This is a genomic window from Pseudomonas purpurea, from assembly GCF_039908635.1.
In the GTDB taxonomy this organism is placed as follows: Bacteria; Pseudomonadota; Gammaproteobacteria; order Pseudomonadales; family Pseudomonadaceae; genus Aquipseudomonas; species Aquipseudomonas purpurea.
The window spans coordinates 4,630,494-4,650,847 of sequence record NZ_CP150918.1 but is presented as its reverse complement, the minus strand read 5'-3'; the positions used below and the strand labels follow the sequence as shown (position 1 = coordinate 4,650,847).

Annotated in this window: 15 protein-coding genes; 9 read left to right on the top strand and 6 right to left on the bottom strand. The window is 59.9% G+C overall.

What is annotated here, in order from left to right:
* Positions 1-13: 13 nt before the first annotated feature.
* The 5 genes from AABM54_RS20735 (at position 14) to AABM54_RS20715 (ending at position 5,739) form a co-directional block, all read left to right on the top strand.
* The gene (locus tag AABM54_RS20735; protein ID WP_347901847.1) at positions 14-655 is read left to right on the top strand and encodes a tetratricopeptide repeat protein; all 642 of its coding nucleotides are present in this window, start codon (positions 14-16) and stop codon (positions 653-655) included.
* Positions 648-1,799 carry an outer membrane protein assembly factor BamB gene (bamB, locus tag AABM54_RS20730; protein WP_347901845.1) on the top strand — a complete coding sequence of 384 codons (1,152 nt, stop codon included), beginning with the start codon at positions 648-650 and terminating at the stop codon, positions 1,797-1,799. The genes AABM54_RS20735 and bamB overlap by 8 nt, the downstream gene beginning before the upstream one ends.
* 257 nt (positions 1,800-2,056) lie before the next feature.
* Positions 2,057-3,520, top strand: coding sequence for a ribosome biogenesis GTPase Der (der, locus tag AABM54_RS20725; protein ID WP_347901844.1), 1,464 nt, complete (start codon positions 2,057-2,059; stop codon positions 3,518-3,520).
* Positions 3,521-3,811: 291 nt separating this feature from the next.
* Positions 3,812-4,960 carry a pyridoxal phosphate-dependent aminotransferase gene (locus tag AABM54_RS20720; protein WP_347901843.1) on the top strand — a complete coding sequence of 383 codons (1,149 nt, stop codon included), beginning with the start codon at positions 3,812-3,814 and terminating at the stop codon, positions 4,958-4,960.
* Positions 4,948-5,739, top strand: a complete 792-nt coding sequence (locus AABM54_RS20715) for an amidohydrolase (RefSeq protein WP_347901842.1) — start codon at positions 4,948-4,950, stop codon at positions 5,737-5,739. The genes AABM54_RS20720 and AABM54_RS20715 overlap by 13 nt, the downstream gene beginning before the upstream one ends.
* A 204-nt stretch (positions 5,740-5,943) precedes the next feature.
* On the opposite strand, the gene leuA is transcribed toward AABM54_RS20715, so the two are convergent.
* The 4 genes from leuA to AABM54_RS20695 form a co-directional block, all read right to left on the bottom strand.
* Positions 5,944-7,623, bottom strand: coding sequence for a 2-isopropylmalate synthase (gene leuA / locus AABM54_RS20710; RefSeq protein ID WP_347901841.1), 1,680 nt, complete (start codon positions 7,621-7,623; stop codon positions 5,944-5,946).
* Positions 7,624-8,058: 435 nt separating this feature from the next.
* A complete protein-coding gene (locus tag AABM54_RS20705; RefSeq protein WP_347901840.1) occupies positions 8,059-8,880 on the bottom strand; it encodes a peptidoglycan DD-metalloendopeptidase family protein in 822 nt (273 codons plus the stop codon).
* Positions 8,881-8,883: 3 nt separating this feature from the next.
* Complete coding sequence (xseA, locus tag AABM54_RS20700; RefSeq protein WP_347901839.1) at positions 8,884-10,263, bottom strand: exodeoxyribonuclease VII large subunit; 1,380 nt, start codon at positions 10,261-10,263, stop codon at positions 8,884-8,886.
* 88 nt (positions 10,264-10,351) lie between these two features.
* Positions 10,352-11,299, bottom strand: a complete 948-nt coding sequence (locus tag AABM54_RS20695) for a LysR family transcriptional regulator (RefSeq protein WP_347901838.1) — start codon at positions 11,297-11,299, stop codon at positions 10,352-10,354.
* A 100-nt stretch (positions 11,300-11,399) separates the two neighbouring features.
* Here AABM54_RS20695 and AABM54_RS20690 point away from each other — a divergent pair, with 100 nt between their 5' ends.
* The 4 genes from AABM54_RS20690 (at position 11,400) to guaA (ending at position 16,180) form a co-directional block, all read left to right on the top strand.
* Positions 11,400-12,167 (top strand): sulfite exporter TauE/SafE family protein, encoded by a 768-nt coding sequence (locus AABM54_RS20690; RefSeq protein ID WP_347901837.1) that lies wholly within the window; start codon positions 11,400-11,402, stop codon positions 12,165-12,167.
* 92 nt (positions 12,168-12,259) lie between these two features.
* Entirely contained in the window at positions 12,260-12,808 is a 549-nt protein-coding gene (locus tag AABM54_RS20685) for a sugar ABC transporter ATPase (protein ID WP_347901836.1), read from the top strand.
* 228 nt (positions 12,809-13,036) lie between these two features.
* Positions 13,037-14,506, top strand: coding sequence for an IMP dehydrogenase (gene guaB / locus AABM54_RS20680; protein WP_347901835.1), 1,470 nt, complete (start codon positions 13,037-13,039; stop codon positions 14,504-14,506).
* A 96-nt stretch (positions 14,507-14,602) separates the two neighbouring features.
* Positions 14,603-16,180, top strand: coding sequence for a glutamine-hydrolyzing GMP synthase (guaA, locus tag AABM54_RS20675; RefSeq protein ID WP_347901834.1), 1,578 nt, complete (start codon positions 14,603-14,605; stop codon positions 16,178-16,180).
* Between the two features lie 70 nt (positions 16,181-16,250).
* On the opposite strand, the gene AABM54_RS20670 is transcribed toward guaA, so the two are convergent.
* Together AABM54_RS20670 and treR are read right to left on the bottom strand one after the other, a co-directional pair.
* Positions 16,251-19,310: a membrane-targeted effector domain-containing toxin gene (locus AABM54_RS20670; RefSeq protein ID WP_347901833.1), complete on the bottom strand. Its 3,060-nt coding sequence runs from the start codon at positions 19,308-19,310 to the stop codon at positions 16,251-16,253.
* A 136-nt stretch (positions 19,311-19,446) separates the two neighbouring features.
* Positions 19,447-20,151, bottom strand: a complete 705-nt coding sequence (treR, locus tag AABM54_RS20665; RefSeq protein WP_347901832.1) for a trehalose operon repressor — start codon at positions 20,149-20,151, stop codon at positions 19,447-19,449.
* Positions 20,152-20,354 lie beyond the last annotated feature (203 nt).

Below are 20,354 nucleotides of genomic sequence, written 5' to 3'. Positions count from 1 at the left end.
AAGGAGTATTGGGGTGTCGAGTACCGAAGACGAACATCTGGCGGAATTCAAAGACTGGTGGCAGCGTAACGGCAAACCTCTCGTGACCGGAGGCCTGCTGGCGCTGGTCATCGTGTTCGGCTGGCAGGCGTTTCACAAGTATCAGGGCAATCAGTCGCAAGGCGCCTCGATGCTCTATCAGCAACTGCTCGAAACCACGCTGACGCCTGACGGCAAGCCTGACGCAGCCCGCGTTGCGGACCTGGCCGGCAAGCTCAACAGCGAGTTCGGCGGTTCGGCGTATGCGCAGTACGGCAGCCTGTTCGTGGCGAAAGTCGCGGTCGACAGCGGCAAGCTGGACGATGCGGCTAACGAGCTGAAAGCCGTAGCCGACAAACCCGCCAACCCGACCCTGGGCGAAGTGGCGCGTCAGCGTCTGGCCCAGGTACTGGCGGCGCAGAACAAGACCGAAGAAGCACTGAAATTGCTCGAAGGCGATGCCGACAAGGCGTTCCTGGCCACTCGCGAAGAACTCAAGGGTGACCTGCTGGTCCAGTTGGGTCGTACCGACGAAGCCCATGCTGCTTATCAAAAAGCCAAGGCTGCGCTGTCGGATGAAGCGGCGGTCGGTGGCCTACAAATCAAGCTGGACGACCTGGCCAAAGGGGATGCGTGACGTGATCCGTTGGAAACATGCAGCATTGCTGGCTCTGGCCGTTCTGGCCGCGGGTTGCAGCAGCAACAGCAAAAAAGAACTGCCACCGGCTGAGCTGGTCTCCTTCAAGGAAGAAGTGGTCCTGCAAAAGCAGTGGAGCCGCTCGATTGGTGACGGTCAGGGCGAAACCTACAACATGCTGGTGCCGGCGATTGACGGCGACACCATCTACGCCGGTGATGTTACCGGCGTAGTCATGGCGATGGATCGCAGCAACGGCGACGTCAAATGGAAGAAAGACCTTGAGCTGCCTGTTTCCGGCGCCGTTGGCGTGGGTTACGGTCTGGTCATGATTGGCACCCTGAAGGGCGAAGTGGTTGCCCTGGATGCCAGCAACGGTGAAGAGAAATGGCGTGCTCGCGTGACCAGCGAAGTTCTCGCACCGCCGGCAAACAACGGTGATGTGGTCGTGGTTCAGACCCAGGACGATCGTCTGATCGGTCTGGACGCAAGCACCGGCCATCAGCGCTGGTTGTATGACAGCACTCCGGCGGTCCTGACCCTGCGCGGCACCAGTGCGCCGGTGGTCACCAACCGTCTGGCGGTAGCGGGTCTGTCGACCGGCAAGGTGGTTGCACTGGATATTTCCAACGGCGTGCCGGTCTGGGAACAACGTGTAGCCATTCCGCAAGGTCGTTCGGAACTCGATCGTGTGGTCGACATCGACGGTGGCCTGCTGTTGTCCGGCGGCACGTTGTATGTGGCCAGCTATCAGGGCCGCGTTGCGGCGCTGGACCTGGAGAGTGGTCGTCAGCTCTGGCAGCGTGATGCTTCCAGCTATGCCGGCGTTGCCCAGGGTTTCGGCAGTGTTTACGTGAGCCTGTCTTCGGGCACCGTTGAAGGCGTCGACGAGCGTTCTACCACAGCATTGTGGACCAACGACTCGCTGGCCCGCCGTCAACTGTCGGCTCCGGAAGTGTTCTCCAGCTATGTTGCAGTGGGTGACCTGGAAGGTTACCTGCACCTGCTGAGTCAGGTGGACGGTCGTTTCGTCGGCCGCGAACGCATCGACAGCGACGGTCTTCGTGCCCGTCCGCTGGTGGTGGGTGACACGATTTATGTGTATGGCAACAGTGGCAAACTGGAAGCCCTGACCATCAAGTAATATTTTCTCCAAAGGCGCCGAGCGAAGATCAAGCCAGGCGAACATCAGCAAAGGGGCGACGTTGACGTCAGTCAATGAGCCCGCCAAGCTGATTTTCACCGCGGTGTGATCGAGTGCAGGCCTTTTGGCTATGCTTGGGGTAATCCCCAAGCGGCCTTGCTCTGCAAGGCTTGCGGCACATTACGTGCTGCCCCGAGCACCAGCCGCTGCCTCGCAGCGGCTTTTGTATTTTCTGAAATAACGAAGTGGAGAGCCGCATGGTTCCCGTAATCGCCCTGGTGGGCCGACCGAACGTCGGCAAGTCCACCATGTTCAACCGCCTGACCAAAAGCCGCGACGCCATTGTCGGCGACCTCTCTGGTCTGACCCGTGACCGCCAATACGGTGAGGCAAAGTGGCAAGGGCGCTCCTACATCCTGGTCGACACCGGTGGTATTTCCGGTGACGAACACGGCATGGACGAAAAGATGGCCGAGCAGTCGCTGCTGGCCATCGAAGAAGCCGATGTCGTTCTGTTCCTGGTAGACGCCAAGGCTGGCTTCACCGCCGCCGACCAGATGATTGCCGAGCACTTGCGCAAGCGCAACAAACGCTCCCTGCTGGTGGCCAACAAGATCGACAACATCGATCCTGAAATGGCCCGCGCCGAATTCGCCCCGCTGGGCATGGGCCACGCCATCGGCGTTGCCGGTGCGCAAGGTCGCGGCGTGAACACATTGCTGGAAGCCGCCCTTGGCGAATTCCCGCGTGACACCGAAGAAGAGGATTTCAACGCTGACGTCGCCGAAGGCGAAGAAGCCGTACGGATTCCTGGCCCGAGCGAAAAAGATGGCATCAAGATCGCCATCATCGGTCGTCCGAACGTCGGCAAGTCGACCCTGGTCAACCGCATGCTCGGTGAAGACCGGGTTATCGTGTATGACGAGCCGGGCACCACCCGCGACAGTATCTACATCCCGTTCGAGCGTAACGACGAGAAGTACACGCTGATCGACACCGCCGGTGTGCGCAAGCGCGGCAAGATCCACGAGGAAGTCGAAAAGTTCTCGGTGGTCAAAACCCTGCAAGCGATCAAAGACGCCAACGTGGTGATCTTTGTGATGGACGCCCGCGAAGGCGTGGTTGACCACGACCTGAACCTGCTGGGCTTCGCCCTGGAAACCGGTCGTGCAATCGTTATCGCGCTGAACAAATGGGACGGCATGACGCCTTCCGAGCGTGATTTCGTGAAGATCGAGCTGGAGCGTCGTCTGTTCTTCGTCGACTTCGCCGATATCCACTTCATCTCCGCCCTGCACGGCACTGGCGTGGGCAACCTGTATCAGTCGGTACAGAACTCGTTCAAGTCGGCGATCACTCGTTGGCCGACCAACCGTCTGACCCAGATCCTGGAAGACGCCGTTGGCGAGCACGCACCGCCGATGGTCAACAACCGCCGGATCAAGCTGCGTTACGCTCACTTGGGTGGTGCGAACCCGCCGCTGATCGTGATCCACGGTAACCAGGTCGAGCGCGTTCCGAAGTCCTATGTGCGTTATCTGGAAAACACTTACCGCCGTGTGCTGAAGCTGGTCGGTACGCCGATCCGCATCGAGTTCAAAGGTGGCGAGAACCCGTACGAAGCCAACAAGAACACGCTCACCGACCGTCAGGTCAACAAGAAGCGCCGCTTGATGTCGCACCACAAGAAAGCCGACAAGAAGCGCCGCGACAAGCGCTGATTGGTGCGCCGGCTCGTCCCGTCGGGATGGGCTTCTGTGGCGAGGGAGCTTGCTCCCGCTCGGCTGCAAAGCAGCTGCAAAATCAGCAGAGGCGTTCTACCTGAATAACCTTGGTTTCAGGTTTTGGGGTCGCTTCGCGGCCCAGCGGGAGCAAGCTCCCTCGCCACAGGTGATGTGGTAGCTGTATTAGAAGAAGGGCGCCTATGGCGCCCTTTTTCGTGTCTGGCGTTTAAGCTATCCTCGGGATCTCCCGCGCCGCCGTAGAGCCGGGTGTTCAGTAGGGAACCACCGATGATCACCAGCAAGCTGCCGAATGTCGGCATCACTATCTTCACCCAAATGTCTCAGCTCGCGGCTTCGAGTGGTGCGCTGAACCTGTCTCAAGGGTTCCCTGATTTCGATGGCCCGCAAGCCCTGCGCGATGCGGTCGGTCGGCACATTGCCAATGGCCATAACCAGTATTCACCCATGACCGGGTTGCCGGCGCTGCGCCAGCAAGTCGCGGCAAAAATCGCCCGCAGCTACGGCGCCCACGTCGATGCCGACAGCGAGGTGACCATCACCCCTGGCGCGACCCAGGCGATTTTCTGCGCCATTGCCGCCGTGATTCACAGCGGCGATGAAGTGATTGTTTTCGACCCGGCCTACGACAGTTATGAGCCCGCCGTGCAGTTGGCGGGCGGTCGATGTGTGCATGTGCAACTGGGCCTGAACGACTTCGCCATCGACTTCCAGAAACTCGCTGACGCACTGACGCCGCGCACGCGGATGATCATCCTCAACACGCCGCACAACCCGAGCGGGGCGCTGATTTCCCGCGCTGATCTGGACCAGTTGGCGACGCTGATTCGTGACCGCGACCTCTACCTGATCAGCGACGAGGTGTATGAACACCTGGTGTTCGACGGCGTGCCACATGTCAGCGTGCTGGCCCATGAAGAACTGTATCAACGCGCCTTCGTGGTCAGTTCGTTCGGCAAGACGTACCACGTCACGGGCTGGAAAACCGGTTATGTGGTCGCGCCGCCGGCCCTCAGTGCCGAATTGCGCAAGGTGCATCAGTACGTCAGTTTTTGCGGTGTGACGCCGCTGCAATACGCCTTGGCTGACTACATGGCCGAGCACCCGGAGCATGTCGAAGAGTTGCCGGGTTTCTATCAGGCCAAACGTGATCTGTTCTGCGACTTGCTCGTGTCGTCCCGGTTCAGCTTTACCAAGGTCGCTGGCACCTATTTTCAGTTGGTGGATTACTCGCAGATTCGCCCGGACCTGAATGACGTCGACATGGCTATCTGGATGACCCGTGAGCACGGCGTGGCATCGATTCCGATCTCGGTGTTCTACCAGGAGCCACCGGCAGGGCAGCGCCTGGTCCGTCTGTGTTTTGCCAAGCGTGAGGAGACGCTGCGTCAGGCAGCGGAAAAGCTATGCGTGATCTGAGTGCCTTGCCCAATCTGAACGTCGCACTTGTCCAGACCACATTGGCCTGGCATGACCGGCAGGCCAACCTCGAGCATTTCGAGCAATTGCTGGAGCAGGCGCGAGGCGCTGACCTGGTGATCCTGCCGGAGATGTTCACCACCGGGTTTTCCATGGAGTCCGAAACCCTGGCGGAGTCGGAAAACGGTCCGACCAGCAAATGGATGCGGGCGCAGGCAGCCAGGCTCGATGCGGTGATCACCGGCAGTGTGATCGTCCAGGCGGCCGATGGCAGTCATCGCAACCGCTTGTTGTGGGCGCGGCCGGACGGTGAAGTCTGGCATTACGACAAGCGCCATCTGTTTCGCATGGCCGGCGAGCACAATCACTACACGCCGGGTGAGCGTCAGGTGCAGTTCGAACTCAAGGGCTGGCGGATTCGTCCGCTGATTTGCTACGACCTGCGTTTCCCGGTGTGGAGCCGCGATGCTCAGGACACCGATCTGCTGCTGTACACCGCCAACTGGCCGGGCGCACGCCGTCAGCACTGGAATCGGCTGTTGCCGGCGCGAGCCATCGAAAACCTGTGCTATGTGGCGGCAGTGAATCGTATCGGCACTGATGGCAAGGGCTTCGCCTATACCGGTGACAGTCAGGTACTGGATTTCCAGGGAGAGACATTGCTCAGCGCCGGTGAGGCGGATGGCGTGTTTCAGGTGGTGCTGGACGCTGCGGAACTGGCGGCTTATCGCACGCGGTTTCCAGCGAACCTGGATGCCGATACCTTCGAGTTCACCTGAGATCTTTGTTGTCTGACGTGGCCTCTTCGCGAGCAAGCTCGCTCCCACGTGGACCTGTGTGAACACAGATGTTGTGTACACCCAAAAAACCTGTGGGAGCGAGCTTGCTCGCGATAGCGGACTGGCTGCCACGCATAAACAGCAGGCAAACAAAAAGGCCCCAAGGTTCGCACCTTGGGGCCTTCTGCATTTCAGTGACGGTGTTTACGCCGCTTTCGCTTCCGGTTGGCTCAGGGAGCGGTTCAGCGCACTGAACAGGGCCTTGAAGCTGGCGGTGGTGATGTTTTCATCGATGCCCACGCCATGCACCGCACGTTCGCCGTTCACGCGCAGTTCAATGTAGGCCGCCGCCTTGGCATTGGTGCCCGCGCCGATGGCGTGTTCGTTGTAGTCCATGATTTCCACCGGGATAGGCAGCCCGGCCACCAGTGCTTCCAGTGCACCGTTGCCCTTGCCGCGCCAGTGCAGGTTGGTTTCGCCCTGGCCCTTGCCGGAGACTTCCACTTCCACGGCGCTGTGACCGTTTTCTTCTTGAAGACGATGGCTGACCAGCGCGTACGGCGTGTTGGCCTGCAAGTACTCGCTGTGGAGCAGGCCGTGGATCTGCTGTGCGGTCATCTCAAGACCCAGGCGGTCGGTTTCACGCTGCACGACCTGGCTGAATTCGATCTGCATGCGGCGCGGCAAGTTGATGCCGTATTCCTGTTCCAGCAGGTACGCGATGCCGCCCTTGCCCGACTGGCTGTTGACGCGAATGACGGCCTCGTAGCTGCGGCCGATGTCGGCCGGGTCGATCGGCAAGTAAGGCACTTCCCACAGTTCGTCCGGTTTCTGCTGGGCGAAGCCCTTGCGGATGGCGTCCTGGTGGGAGCCGGAGAATGCGGTATGGACCAGATCGCCGACGTACGGGTGACGTGGGTGCACCGGAATCTGGTTGCACTCTTCGACGACCTTGCGCACGCCGTCGATGTCGGAGAAATCCAGCTCAGGGTTGATGCCCTGGGTGTAGAGGTTCAGGGCCACGGTGACGAGGTCGACGTTACCGGTACGCTCGCCGTTGCCGAACAGGCAGCCTTCGACGCGGTCGGCACCGGCCATCAGGCCCAACTCGGTGGCGGCAACGCCGGTGCCACGGTCGTTGTGGGTGTGCAGGCTGATGATCACGCTGTCACGACGGTTGATGTGACGACCGAACCACTCGATCTGGTCGGCATAGATGTTCGGTGTGGCGCATTCGACGGTGGCCGGCAGGTTGAGGATCACCTTGTGCTCAGGCGTCGGGTTCCAGACCTCGATCACCGCGTCGCAGACTTCCTTGGCGAACTCAAGCTCAGTGGCGCTGAAGGTCTCAGGCGAGTATTCGAAGCTCCACTCGGTTTCAGGCTGCTGGGAGGCGTATTTGACGAACAGCTTGGCGGCATTCACCGCAATGGCCTTGACTCCCTCCTTGTCCTGGTTGAAGACAATGCGGCGGAAGGACGGGGAGGTCGCGTTGTACAGGTGAACGATGGCTTTTTTCGCCCCGCGAAGGGATTCGAAGGTGCGCTCGATCAGGTCTTCACGGCCCTGGGTCAACACTTGAATGGTGGTGTCGTCCGGGATGTGGCCGTCTTCGATCAGGGTGCGCACGAAGTCGAAGTCGGTTTGCGATGCGGCCGGGAACGACGCTTCGATTTCCTTGACGCCGACGGACACCAGGGTTTTCCAGAAGCGCAGCTTTTTCACCGCGTCCATTGGCTCGATCAGCGACTGGTTGCCGTCGCGCAGGTCGGAACTGCACCAGATCGGCGCGGCGGTGATGGTCTTCGACGGCCAGGTGCGGTCCGGAATATCGATGGTCGGGAACGCGCGGTATTTCGAAGACGGGTCTTTGAGCATGCTCATCGGGTAATCCTTATTGTGTGGGCCGAAAAGAGGCGGCCTGCCGGTGGATCAAAACTGTGTGGGGTAAAACAGGAGACGAGGCACCGCGATTCAGCCTGGCAGTCGTGCGCTGACGAGGCACAGGCTGCGGTGCTGGCGAAGCTGAATGAGGGTGTGAGAGGTTTTCATGCCTTCAACCCTAACCGCGAGGGTGAAAGATGGCAAGCAGTCGAAAAACTTTGAGATAAGTTCTTCTTTGGCAGGATATTGCGCGATTTTATGGCGCTGAATTTGAGATCTTGCGTCTTTGATTGCGTCGATGTTTGAAGGTCGGCAATCTTGAAATTGTGGGCGATGCTGGAATCGCCATCGCGAGCAAGCTCGCTCCCACTGGTTTTGTGCGGTCTTTGTGGGAGCGAGCTTGCTCGCGATGAGGCCATTAGCCCCAGCGAATATTCAAGGTTGGAATGCGCCAATGAAAATCGCCGGGTCCACCCGTGCATCGTTCAGGCTGACGTTCCAGTGCATGTGCGGTCCGGTAGCGCGACCGGTGGAACCGACCTTGCCGACCACGCCGCCGCGAGCCAGTTGCTGCCCGACCTTCACGTCGATTTTCGACATATGGCAGAACATGCTGATGAAGCCCTGGCCGTGGTCGACGAACACGGTATTGCCATTGAAAAAGTAGTTGCCGATCAGGATCACCTTGCCGGCTGCCGGGGTTTTGATCGGCGTGCCCGCGGGCACCGCGAAGTCCAGGCCCGCGTGGGGGTTGCGCTCTTCGCCGTTGAAGAACCGGCGCACACCGAACTTGCTCGACAGCGGGCCATTGACCGGCTTGTCCAGCAATAGGTTGCTCGGGGTGTTCGGGCTGAACGTGCGGTAGGCACGGATCTGCTCGGCCAGCTCACCGTCGATGCGTTTGAGGTCGGCCGGGTTCGGATTGACCTGACGCGGGTTCTTCAAGGTGATGTGCTGTTCGGGGTACTTCTTGTTGCCGACCACGAAGTTCAGATTGCGGCCGCCGCTGTTCAATTGCTGGCTGCCGGGTTTGACGGCCAGTGGCACGCCGACAATCGCCAGCCAGTCGTTTTGTTCCTTGACCACCAACACCGGTTTGCCTTGATAGCTGGCCTTGGGCGACTGGGCCGAAGCGCCCAGGTTCACCACCGCCACGCCCCCCGGCACCGGTTTGTTCAGCAGGCGGGTGATGTAGCTGTCGGCATGGGCGTTGAAGGTCAGGCAAAGCAACAGCAGGGAGCTAAGAAAACGCGGCATGGATCAATCCAGTAAAGAGAGGGTGACAGGCGTCAGATGATTGTCTTCGACCCGCACCTGCAATTCGCCGTCGCCGAGTTTGGCTTTCAGGCGTTGGCCATTGTGAGTTTGTTCGGCGCTGCGGATCGCGTTGCCGCGTTCGTCCAGCAAAATGCTGTAGCCCCGGCCCAGGGTCGCCAGTGGGCTGACCACGTGCAGGGTTTGCATCTGGCTTTGCAGTTGCAGGCGCCGGGCCTTCAGGCCTTCGCGCATAGCACGCGGCAGGCGTTCGGCGAGGCCGTCGAGACGCTGACGGAGCATCGCCAGTTGGCGCCCTGGATGTTGCCCGGCAAGTCGGGTCTCCAGGCGAATCAAGCGCTCGCGGCGTACCGCCAGGCTGCGTTCGAATGCCCGGCGCATGCGCATGTCCAGGTCGTCGAGACGTTGCGCTTGTTGGCGCAGGCGTTCGCCGGGATGGCGCAAGCGGCGTGACAGGCCTTCCAGGCGCAGACGGTCGCGCATCAAGCGGTCGCGAATGCGCATGACCAAACGCCGATGCAGGCTTTCGACCCGGCGCACCAGGTCGCTGGAATCCGGGGCCAGCAGTTCGGCGGCGGCGGAGGGCGTCGGGGCCCGGACGTCGGCGACGAAGTCACTGATCGAGACATCGGTTTCGTGACCGACGGCGCTGACGATTGGCGTGACGCAGGCGTCCACGGCGCGGGCCACGGCTTCCTCGTTGAAGCACCAGAGGTCTTCCAGCGAACCGCCGCCACGGGCCAGGATCAGCGCGTCAAAACCGCGCGCATCGGCCAGCTTCAGGGCGCGGACAATCTGCGCGGTAGCCTCGCGGCCCTGCACGGCGGTGGGGATCAGGGTCAGTTCCACTTGCGGGGCGCGGCGGCGGAACACGCTGATGATGTCGCGGATCACCGCGCCGGTCGGCGAGCTGATGATGCCGATGCGTTGCGGGTGAGCCGGCAGCGGCACTTTGCGCTCGGCGCTGAACAGTCCTTCGGCACTGAGTTTTTCTTTCAGGGCATCGAAGGCCAGGCGCAGTGCGCCGTCACCGGCCGGCTCCACAGTGTCGAGAATCAGTTGGTAATCGCCACGGCCTTCGAACAGCGAGACCTTGCCGCGCACCTTGACGGCCAGACCGTCTTTCAGCGCCTGACGGACCCGCGCCGCGTTCTGGCGGAACAGGGCGCAACGCACCTGGGCGCCGCTGTCCTTGAGGGTGAAATACACATGGCCGGACGCCGGTCGGGCGAGGTTGGAGATTTCGCCTTCGACCCAGATGTTGCTGAACACGTCTTCGAGCAACACCCGCGCGCGGCCGTTGAGCTGGCTGACCGTGAGGACTTCGCGGTCCAGGCCGAGTCTTGCAAAGGGATCTTTAATCATGGGGCGCAGTTTAAAGGCATTCGGTGATCAATCTCCATGCGTCCAGGAAAATCCTTGTGGGAGCGAGCCAGCTCGCGAAAACGGTGTGTCAGTCGGCATTGATGTTGAATCGTGAACCGCCTTCGCGAGCAGGCTCGCTCCCACAGGGACCTGTGAAGGTATTGATGAATTGCTGGACCAGCGCCGTGGGATTTTGCGGATAGGCGAGGGCCACGGTGCTGTGGCAATCGGTGCCCGTCAGGGGCAGGAAGTGGATGTCGGGCGGTGCGATGTCCTGCATCGATTCCGGCAGCAGGGCGATGCCGAAGCCTGCCTGGATCAATTGCAGCTGTGTGGTCTTGCGCGACACCACGCGAGCAGCCTTGGGGAAGAAACCTTGGCGCATGCACAGCTCGGCGGACAGATAACTCAACCCACCGCGTTGCGGGTGAGGAATGGAGATAAACGCTTCATCCTTTAATTGCGCCAGATCGATGCCTTGAGTGGGCTTATCCACAGCCAGTCGATGCTTCGGCGGAACGGCCAGCAACAATCGCTCGCTATACAGAGGCACAATTTGCACCCCTTCGCGCTGGCGCAGCACTGGCAAGCGCAGCAGCCCGACATCCACACGTCCTTCGGCCAGCGCTTCAAGTTGTGCTTCGGATGAGCGCTTGGCGATGTCCATCGAGACGCCGGGGCAGTGATCGAGGTAGCGACTGATGGCGCTGAGCAGCCGGCCGCTCATGGGGACGGTGCTGGAATGGCTCAAGCGCAAGGTGCCCAATTGACCATTGCCCACCAGGGTCGCCATTTCGCTGGCCTTGGTCAGTTCGTTCAGCAGGTTTCTGGCCCGAGGGTAAAAGGCTTCGCCGGCGGCGGTCAGCTTTGGCTGGCGAGCGGTGCGCTCGAACAGCGGGGTATTGAGTTGGCTTTCCATGTCCTTGATCTGTCGGCTCAAGGCCGACTGGGCAACGAACAGTCGTTCGGCGGCAGCGCTGAAACTGCCGGTTTCGGCGATTTCGACGAAGTAGCGCAGTTGGCGGGTTGAGATCACGAGTCATGCCTTTTCGAGATGAGTGAGCGACTTTGATGATATTAGTCGCAAGGCTCGCGGCTGGCTAAAGTCATCTCACATGAATTCAGGAAGTTGACCGATGAGTGTTGTCGCACTGTTGCAGCAATGGCCGTTTGGCACTGTGGACTGGCTGGTGATCGGCGTGGGGATTGTTCTGGCTTACGTCGTGTTCGGCATCGCCGGTTTTGGCACGGCGCTGGTGGCGGGGCCCATTCTGATTCTGTTCATGCCGCTGTCGAAGATCGTGCCGCTGCTGGTGTTGCTGGATTTTGTCGCGGCGTTCGGCAACCTGCTGCCCTCGCGACGGGACGTGGCCAGGCCCGAACTGCTGCGGCTGCTGCCGTGCATGGCGGTCGGTTGTACGTTGGGGGTGATCTTTCTGTTGAACCTCAAGTCCGACCTGTTGCTGTTGTTGATGGGGCTGTTTATCAGCGTTTATGCGATTTACAGCCTGGGGGTGAAAGCCCGGCCGGCTCAATTGGCGGCGGGTTGGGCGGTGCCGATGGGCACGGTGGGAGGCATGTTCGGGGCGCTGTTCGGCAGCGGTGGTTTTTTGTATGCGATCTACCTGAACAGTCGCTTGCCGAAGGACGCGGCCCGGGCGACCCAAAGTGCGCTGATCAGTTGCAGCACGGTGGTGCGCTTGAGCCTGTTCGTCATCGCGGGTGTCTACGGCGAGCTACCCTTATTGGTACTGGCGGTGTGTTTGTTGCCGGCCATGGCGCTGGGGTTGTGGGTCGGTCGTCGCCTGACGATGAGGCTGTCGCGCGAGGCCTTTGTGCGCTTGGTGACCTGGTTGGTGCTGGCCAGCGGGATTGCCTTGATAGGGCGCTATTTGAGTACTTGACCTGTGCGTGTCAGGGATTAAGCTGCCCGGCCGTTCTGACGCCTTCGCTGGCACGCCGCAGAAAAATCCCTTTGACGCAGTAGGCTTGCACCATGAATTCGCAAAGCATCATCGTTCCGAAAATCTCTACTCTGCCGGTGCATGAGCCCCGGGCGCGGGCGATTGTGCGGTGGCTGGTGCGCAAGAACATCATTGAAGAGGAACTGACCACCTGCGGACGTACCGGCAATCGCATGGCCCACGCCATCGCGCCCGGTGCGCGGGCGGTGGTGCTGCACCCCGACGCGCTGCCATTCGGTCAGCCGGTCAACGGGCTGGAGATCATCACAAAACGCTGCATCTATACGCCGTCCAGGGGCTTTCTCGAAGAAGCCGGTTGCGCCGAGTGCCGCAAGGAAATCGGCGAAGCGCTGTTTGAAAGCCTGGAAGACTGGATGCCGGGGCGCACCGATAACTTCACCTGCCCCGAATGCGGGCATGAAGACGACATCAACGGTTTTCTGTTTTTGCAGGAATGCGGCTTTTCCAACCTGGGTTTTATCTTCAATAACTGGCTCGAGGCCGGGTTCAAGCAGAGCTTTATCGACGAGTTCGCCCAATGGCTGGACCTGCCCGTGAGTTGGGTCAAAGTCGAACTGTAACTGTAGGCGCGAGCGGTGCGGCGCCCGACTTGCTCGCGAAGGCATCGCTGCGCTACATCAGATACACCGAGTCGATGCCTTCGCGGGCAAGCCTCGCCCCTACGGGATTTGTGTAGCAAAAAACCCGTCGATCGACCGCATCAATAATAGACAGAGTTTTACCTTTCGCCTTCGGGGGTGTCTGAGTATAATGGCGCGCTTCCATTTTCCCGCTCGGGAGCCCCCGCGATGCTGCGTATCAGCCAAGAAGCTCTGACCTTCGACGACATTCTTTTAGTGCCTGGTTATTCCGAGGTACTTCCTAACGAAGTCAGTCTCAAAACCCGCCTTACCCGTGGCATCGAGCTGAATATTCCACTGGTTTCCGCCGCCATGGACACCGTCACTGAAGCCCGTCTGGCCATTGCCATGGCTCAGGAAGGCGGTATCGGTATCATCCACAAGAACATGACCATCGAGCAGCAAGCTGCCGAAGTGCGCAAGGTCAAGCGGTACGAGGCCGGCGTGGTCAAGGACCCGATCACCATCGAGGCTGAAGCCACGGTGCGCGAACTGTTCGAACTGACCCGCCTGCACAACATCTCCGGCGTTCCGGTGCTGCACGATGGCGACCTCGTCGGCATCGTCACTTCCCGTGACGTGCGTTTCGAAAACCGTCTGGACGCCACCGTTCGTGAAGTGATGACGCCTAAAGAGCGTCTGGTCACGGTCAAGGAAGGCGCCGACAAGAACGATGTTCGTGAGCTGTTGCACAAACACCGTATCGAACGCGTGCTGATCGTCGATGACAAATTTGCCCTCAAAGGCATGATGACCGTCAACGACATCGAAAAAGCCAAAGCCTACCCACTGGCCAGCAAGGACGACCAGGGTCGTCTGCGTGTCGGCGCTGCGGTGGGTACTGGTAAAGACACCGGTGATCGCGTTGCAGCCCTGGTCGCTGCCGGCGTTGACGTGGTGGTGGTCGACACCGCTCACGGTCACTCCAAAGGCGTGATCGACCGCGTTCGCTGGGTCAAGCAGAATTTCCCTGAAGTACAAGTGATCGGCGGCAACATTGCCACCGGCGCTGCAGCCAAGGCCCTGGCCGAAGCGGGCGCGGACGCGGTCAAGGTCGGTATCGGCCCTGGCTCGATCTGTACCACCCGTATCGTTGCCGGTGTCGGCGTGCCGCAAATCAGCGCCATCGCCAACGTTGCCGCTGCCCTTGAAGGCACAGGCGTACCGTTGATCGCTGACGGCGGCATTCGTTTCTCCGGTGACCTGTCCAAGGCCATCGTTGCGGGTGCATCCTGCGTGATGATGGGCTCGATGTTCGCCGGTACTGAAGAAGCGCCAGGCGAGATCGAACTGTTCCAGGGCCGTTCGTACAAGGCTTACCGTGGCATGGGTTCGCTGGGCGCCATGTCCCAGGCTCAAGGTTCCTCCGACCGTTACTTCCAGGACTCTTCGGCAGGTGCCGAGAAGCTGGTTCCGGAAGGCATCGAAGGGCGTGTGCCGTACAAGGGCACCCTGAGCGCCATCATCCATCAACTGATGGGCGGCCTGCGTTCTTCCATGGGCTACACCGGTAGCGCCGACATCGAAGAAATGCGCACCAAGCCAGAGTTCGTGCGCATCACCGGCGCCGGCATGGCGGAATCTCATGTTCACGACGTGCAGATCACCAAAGAAGCGCCAAACTACCGCGTAGGTTGATGCTTCGAGAAAAACGTTAAGTAACCGGGGCTGTTTTCAGCCCCGAGTTGTTTCTGAATTACGACTGTTTACGAATTACTTAGACGAGACTGAATCATGGCCCTCGACATTCACGCTCACCGCATCCTGATCCTCGACTTCGGTTCCCAGTACACCCAACTGATCGCCCGCCGCGTGCGTGAAATCGGCGTGTATTGCGAACTGCACCCGTTCGACATGGATGAAGAAGCGATTCGCGAATTCGCTCCAAAAGGCGTCATCCTCGCCGGTGGCCCCGAGTCCGTCCACGAAGCCAATAGCCCGCGCTGCCCGCAAGCGGTGTTTGACCTGGGCGTACCGGTCTTCGGTATCTGCTACGGCATGCAGACCATGGCCGAGCAACTGGGCGGCAAGGTTGAAGGTTCCGAGTTGCGTGAGTTCGGTTATGCCCGCGTTGACGTAGTCGGCAAGAGCCGCCTGCTTGACGGCATCGAAGACCACATCGACGCCGATGGCCTGTTCGGCCTCGACGTGTGGATGAGCCACGGTGACAAGGTCACCAAGATGCCGGAAGACTTCCACGTCCTGGCCAGCACCCCGAGCTGCCCGATCGCCGGCATGTTCAGCGACGAGCGCCGCTACTACGGCGTGCAGTTCCACCCGGAAGTGACCCACACCAAGCAGGGCGGTCGCATCCTGTCGCGCTTCATCCTCGACATCTGCGAGTGTGAAGCCCTGTGGACGCCGTCGAAAATCGCTGAAGACGCCATCGCCAACATTCGTGCGCAGGTCGGCACCGACAACGTCCTGCTCGGCCTGTCCGGCGGTGTGGACTCCTCGGTGGTTGCCGCGCTGCTGCACAAGGCCATTGGCGACCAACTGACCTGCGTCTTCGTCGACAACGGCCTGCTGCGTCTGCACGAAGGCGAGCAAGTGATGGCCATGTTCGCCGAGAACATGGGCGTCAAGGTGATCCGTGCCAACGCTGAAGACCAGTTCCTGAACAACCTGGCCGGCGAGTCCGACCCAGAGAAAAAACGCAAGATCATCGGCCGCACGTTCATCGACGTATTCGATGCCCAGTCCAACAAACTGGACAACATCAAGTACCTGGCCCAGGGCACCATCTACCCGGACGTGATCGAGTCGGCTGGCGCCAAAAGCGGCAAGGCCCACGTGATCAAGTCGCACCACAACGTGGGTGGCCTGCCGGACGAAATGAACCTCAAGCTGGTTGAACCCCTGCGCGAGCTGTTCAAGGACGAAGTCCGTCGTCTGGGCCTGGAACTCGGCCTGCCGTACGACATGGTCTACCGTCACCCGTTCCCGGGCCCGGGCCTGGGCGTGCGGATCCTCGGTGAAGTGAAGAAGGAATACGCCGACCTGCTGCGTCGCGCCGACCACATCTTCATCGAAGAACTGCGCAAAGCCGACTGGTATCACAAGGTCAGCCAGGCATTCGTGGTGTTCCAGCCGGTGAAATCGGTTGGCGTGGTCGGCGATGGCCGTCGTTACGCCTGGGTAGTTGCCCTGCGTGCGGTAGAAACCATCGACTTCATGACCGCACGTTGGGCGCACCTGCCTTACGAACTGCTGGAAACCGTTTCCGGCCGCATCATCAATGAAATCGAAGGCATCTCCCGCGTCACCTACGACGTGTCGAGCAAGCCGCCAGCGACCATTGAGTGGGAGTGATCCCGCGCAGGCCTGGATGGCTTGATCGCAGGTAACTGAAAAGGCCGTGTTCACACGGCCTTTTTGCGTTTCAGACGCCGGGTAGCCGGACGGGGGTCATGCCCATTCTGTGCAGCGCTGAACTCAAGCCCTCTGTGGTTTGAAAGCGCCTACCGCTGATCTGCCAGGCATCCCGTTCGACGTAGTACCCATCTGCATCATGCTTGATGTGCGTTCGAACGAGTTTGCCACGGGTGATGATGCCGTTACTGGTGATGACTCTGTTGGTGAGGGTTCTGCTGCGATGAACCAGAAAGGGTTCACCGGTACTGGTGCTGAGGGTGTACATGCCAGGCCTGGGCAGGCCATCCTCCAGCCTTTGCGCCAGGATCACGCTGTTCGGCGTCGGGATTTGCAGTAATAAATCATTTTTGGCAAAACCGGCCGCTTGTCCTGGGCGCGGCTCGTCGACTACCCCCGGGTCGACCTTGATACCGCCGAGCTCATCCGGGCCCACGCTTTCAATACGCAGCCCGATGCTGCCTTCAAGTTCACTGACCCCCGCCACGCCGGCATAGGTGTTGGCGTGGCTGTTACCGACCAATGCCACCCAGAGGTGCGTGCCTCTGGCTGTCTGGTCGGCGCTGATCACCTGTCGGGCGAAGAAATTCATCATTTTTTGCCGAAAGTTAATATTTGCCCCCTGAATGCCGGCGCTGCGGTAACTGGCCAGACAGTCGATGGCCTGAACGCGAATATGGTTTTTTTGCGCCGTCCTGACCACCTGTTCAAAGGTGAATTGTTCGCTGGGGTCCGTCGAGAAACCTGCGTCAAGGTCCTTGAGGTAGCTTTCCAGATTCTCGGACATCACCCCGGTCCTGTTGAAGACGTCCAGGTCAGCCTGATGGAAATCGGTCAGCAGATGCTCCATGTACAGGGTTTTGACCTTTTGTGTGCGCAGCACGCTCATGTTCTCGACCAGAAACTGCTTGCTGCCCACGCTGGCGTGACTTTCACCGATGACCAGGCTCTGCGACCGCTTGAAAATGGTTTTGATGATGTCCTTGAGCTTTGCATTCGGGATGAACGATGGAATAGCCGGCCTGGGTGGCAGTTGCAGTTGTGAATAGAAGGTCTGGGCGTCGGTGTGTAGCGCTCGGCGCAGTCTCTTGAAGGCTTCCAGCTCATCGTCCGGGTTGTTGGGATTGATAAAGCCGTCCTTCAAATCCCCCTTCGAGGCCATACCCTTGGCCGCTTGTTCGAGGGCTGGCTTGATGTCCTGCGGAACATCGTATGCAGTCGCCGGGGCATCGAAGTCCGGAAGTGGCGGCTCGGCCCTGGCAAACAGATCGGCAAATTTGCCACCCCCGGCCAGACCGGGACGCGTGACAGGGACCCATTCACTGGCTTCATTCAGGCGCACGGGAATGTTGCGGTAAAAGGAGTAGGGGTTGACCGGGTCGATGATTGCCCAGCGCTTCAGGTCATTGCTGTAGCGCACCTGGAAAAAACTATCATTGATGGCGATGTAGTTACCCCCCGTTTCTGGCTGATAAATACCCCGTAACGTGCCTTCGTTGCTGACCGGGGCATAACCGTCAAGAATCTCGTTGGTTTCAAAAGGGGCCAGGATGTCGGCGTCGGTCGGGCCAGGAGCAATGGCTTCGATGGCTGGCGGTGGCACGGTGCCGGTTGCAACCTCTGCGTTCAGCGCTTCCTCGGGCGTGAGTACCTCTTCAGCCTCCAGCGCTTCAGCCAGTTCGCCCGCGCCGCGCAGAAACGGCAAGTTGAACAGCACCTCCACGCTGCCAAGGATGGCGCCAGTCACTGCGGCCTTGCGTTCGGCCGGGGTCTGGCCGTTGATGGCCTGGTCGATGTGAAGCCCAACATTGGCGATACCGGCACCGATGACAACCAGTGCTGCGGGCCATGCAAGGGCGGCCATGGGCCCGAAGGTGTGGCTGAAGGCATTGAGATAGCCGATCCAGAGTTGCTTGCGGATCTCGCCGTTGGAGTGCAGCAGGAAGTTGCCGTCGCTGAGCATGCGCTCATGGGTGGACCGGCTCAGGTGGGTGAACGCATCACCGACAACTTTCTCGCCACGGTAGTGGAGCAAATGATGGTCTGCGACGGCATAGTCGCCGGGCAATATGTCATAGGCATGGGTGAGGCCGATGTTTTCGGTTTCCGTCTCCTCGAACGCATGAATGATCAGGCCAATGCCGGTGAAGTTGGTGAGCTTGTGCCCCAGTGAAGTGGGCTTGTCCTGAATAATGTCGCGCTCTTCCTGTTTGAAGTGCATGAGCATGCGCTCACGGCCTTCGTCATCCTTGACTTCATTGACCAACCATTCGTGCAGCTCCTCGACCTTGTTAAAGCAGTGAAATCCTCTGGGTTCGCCTGGAACGTAGAGAATGTTCAGGTCACGGTCGTCGGTGATACTGAAAATGTCCGTCGACACGTACTGATCAATGCAAAACGTGCGAATCGATAAACCGCTGCCCGATGGTGCCTCGTCCAGCAGCATTTGCCGGGTGAGTGGCCTGCTCACATTTGCGGTGGCTGCCCTGAGCACCAGGCTGAAGTGTTCGCGGGTCAGGTATCCCTTCTCGTAGTCTTCAATGGCTTTGGCGATGAACGTGCACTTGGCCAGCGCGCGGAAGTTGGCACTGTGTTTTTCCCAGAACGTCGCGATGGCCGTTTTGTAGCGGTCGCTGAAGTTGATGTCCCAGAAGGCTTTCAGCGCATCCCTGGCATGCAGGCGAACTTCGTTGGTTTCATCGTAGTTTTCGCCCTGCGCACCGACGCGATAGAAGCCGCTGTCAGTGTCCAGCAGGTCAGCGTTGTCCTGGTCGTGGACGCTGAAACGCTGCATGACCAGTTGCGGGAAGGTCATCGACTCCCTGGGTTTTTCGAACACATGCTGCCAGCCGGTAAAGGTCTTCGAACTGCTCTGCGCGGCCCGAAAACGATGCCAGTAGACCTTGTCGGGCTCGATGTCGGTGATCTGGTGCTGAACGAGAATGTCTTTGGCGACCTGGTACGCCATGGCATACATATCGGGGCAATCGGCAACCAGATCCGGGATCAGGGCCTTGAGTGCCAACGCATCGGCGGCGTTGGGCAGGTGTATGTCTTGAGTATCGTCCATGATGCTCTCCTTGAGAGGTCGCTTGTGGGCGCTCACTATCTCAAGGGGCATCGGTTCCATCTGTAAGGCACTGGGTAGCTGGCGCTCGTCAGTTGCTGATAGAAGCAGCAGGACAGGGCGAGTGCTTGAGTCAGGCTCAGCGCCGTGCAATGTCCGAAAAGTAGAACTTGTCCAGGGTATGCCGCGATTCGGTGTACTCGAACTGGCGACCATCCTGCAAAAAGGTCTGGTTGCTGACCACGATCACATGGCTCTGGCCGTCGAGGTCCAGGTGTTGCTGGTCGTCCTTGCTGCGCGGTACGGCTTCGATGGTGCGTTGCGCGTAGCTGATCTGCAATTGCAGGGTTTGCTCGATGAAGGCGTAGATCGAGTGTTCGGCGATTTCGCGATCAAGCCCCGGAATCAGCTCGGCGACGAAGTGGTTGATGTCGAGGATGACCCGTTTGCCGTCGATGCGCCGCACCCGTTTGATCCGTGTGATCAGGCAGCCTTCTTCGGCGCTGAGGTGTTCCAGCAGGGCGCCCTGAAGCGGGATCTGTTCGAACTCGACGACTTCGGTGCTGACGTCGTTGCCCAGCCGTGGGTAGGTTTCCTGGAAGCTGACGATGCCGCCGAGCTGAAACTCGATCGGGTTGGGCGACAGCACGAAGGTGCCTTTGCCGTGGATTTTCTGGGCGAAGCCGCGTTCCTGAAGCAGTTCGATGGCCTTGCGCACGGTGCCGCGGCTGGCCTGGTAGCTGTCCATCAATTCGGTTTCGGAAGGCAGGCGGGCGCCGCGTTCCAGGCGTTCGGTGCTGATGCTGGCAAGCAGATCGCTGTAGATCTGGTTGTACTTACTCATGGGAATGGCCGGGTTGTGCTCAAGGCAGGAACCTTAGGGAACGCGTGCCGGTTTGTCTATTGCGCAGACGTCGGGTTCGTCACGACTGTCAGGAATGTCGCCACTGGTCGGGTCGTGGATAAACAAAAGCAAGCTCGTCTGTACGAGTTGTTGCTTTAACTCGTACAGACGAGTACTTTTCGCTTCGGCGTGCTGCCAACAAC

Coding starts and splice junctions, on each gene's coding strand:
- bamB (WP_347901845.1), top strand. CDS start 648: ATGCGTGACGTGATCCGTTGGAAACATGCAGCATTGCTGGCTCTGGCC.
- der (WP_347901844.1), top strand. CDS start 2,057: ATGGTTCCCGTAATCGCCCTGGTGGGCCGACCGAACGTCGGCAAGTCC.
- AABM54_RS20720 (WP_347901843.1), top strand. CDS start 3,812: ATGATCACCAGCAAGCTGCCGAATGTCGGCATCACTATCTTCACCCAA.
- AABM54_RS20715 (WP_347901842.1), top strand. CDS start 4,948: ATGCGTGATCTGAGTGCCTTGCCCAATCTGAACGTCGCACTTGTCCAG.
- leuA (WP_347901841.1), bottom strand. CDS start 7,623: ATGAGCATGCTCAAAGACCCGTCTTCGAAATACCGCGCGTTCCCGACC.
- AABM54_RS20705 (WP_347901840.1), bottom strand. CDS start 8,880: ATGCCGCGTTTTCTTAGCTCCCTGCTGTTGCTTTGCCTGACCTTCAAC.
- xseA (WP_347901839.1), bottom strand. CDS start 10,263: ATGATTAAAGATCCCTTTGCAAGACTCGGCCTGGACCGCGAAGTCCTC.
- AABM54_RS20690 (WP_347901837.1), top strand. CDS start 11,400: ATGAGTGTTGTCGCACTGTTGCAGCAATGGCCGTTTGGCACTGTGGAC.
- AABM54_RS20685 (WP_347901836.1), top strand. CDS start 12,260: ATGAATTCGCAAAGCATCATCGTTCCGAAAATCTCTACTCTGCCGGTG.
- guaB (WP_347901835.1), top strand. CDS start 13,037: ATGCTGCGTATCAGCCAAGAAGCTCTGACCTTCGACGACATTCTTTTA.
- guaA (WP_347901834.1), top strand. CDS start 14,603: ATGGCCCTCGACATTCACGCTCACCGCATCCTGATCCTCGACTTCGGT.
- AABM54_RS20670 (WP_347901833.1), bottom strand. CDS start 19,310: ATGGACGATACTCAAGACATACACCTGCCCAACGCCGCCGATGCGTTG.
- treR (WP_347901832.1), bottom strand. CDS start 20,151: ATGAGTAAGTACAACCAGATCTACAGCGATCTGCTTGCCAGCATCAGC.